Raw genomic sequence first — 1,034 nt, 5'->3', positions numbered from 1 at the left:
CTCCCTGCAGCTGAGCCAGACCGAGCGCAACATGATCGACATGGTCACCTCGAAGTTCGACGACGTGACGCTGGTCTACAACGGCGCGAACGCTTTCCAGTTCGACTTCCTCGACGACTACCCGCAGATTGCGTCGGTGCCGAGGTGCCCGCCGGCCGGCCAGACCGGCTTCAACGCCCTGGGCGACGTGCTCGCCGGCAACACCAACCCGTCCGGCCGCACCTCCGATACCTTCGTCACCGACCTGACCCAGACCCCGACCTGGAACAACTTCGGCAACTTCCGCTACGACAACGTCGACGAGTTCACGGTCTCCAACTACGGCTACCCGTCCACCCCGACGTTCGTGAACTACGTGGAGGGCATCTACGTCGGCTACAAGTTCTACGAGACCGCCGCGGACGAGGGCCTGATCGACTACGACGCGATGGTCGAGTTCCCGTTCGGCTACGGCCTGAGCTACACCACGTTCGACCAGCAGATGGGCGATGTGACCTACCAAGGCGGCACGGTGTCGTTCGACGTGACGGTGACGAACACGGGCGACGTGGCCGGCAAGGACGTGGTCGAGGTCTACTACAACCCGCCGTACACCAACGGAGGCATCGAGAAGGCCAGCGCGAACCTGGTGGCCTTCGAGAAGACCGATCTGCTGGAGCCGGGCGATTCGGAGACCGTCTCGGTCTCCTTCGAGGATGACGACATGGCCTCTTATGACGATCAGGACGCCAAGGCGTGGGTGCTGGAGGCCGGCGACTACCAGGTCTCGATCAACGCCGACTCGCATACCGTGATCGACGAGAAGACCGTGACCGTGGACGAGGACATCGTCTACAACACCGAGGACAACACCCACGACGGCGACGCCGTTCCCGCGACCAACGCCTTCGACGCCGACCGCGGCGACGTGACCTACCTGAGCCGTGCCGACCACTTCGCCAACCGCGAGGAGGCCCTGGCCGCGCCGACGAACTACACCCTGTCCGACGACTACAAGGCGCAGTTCCGCAACGAGTCGAACTACGACCCGGCCG

Annotated in this window: 1 protein-coding gene; it reads left to right on the top strand. The window is 64.0% G+C overall.

Annotation, left to right across the window (positions count from 1 at the left end):
* Positions 1-1,034, top strand: a 1,034-nt coding sequence (locus H9626_RS15555) for a fibronectin type III-like domain-contianing protein (RefSeq protein ID WP_191710007.1), incomplete at both ends; no start/stop codon positions are given.

The sequence above is a fragment of the Phocaeicola faecium genome, from assembly GCF_014837055.1.
Classification (GTDB): domain Bacteria; phylum Bacteroidota; class Bacteroidia; order Bacteroidales; family Bacteroidaceae; genus Phocaeicola; species Phocaeicola gallinarum.
The sequence above is the reverse complement of the archived record's forward strand: the minus strand, read 5'-3'. Positions and strand labels throughout refer to the sequence as shown.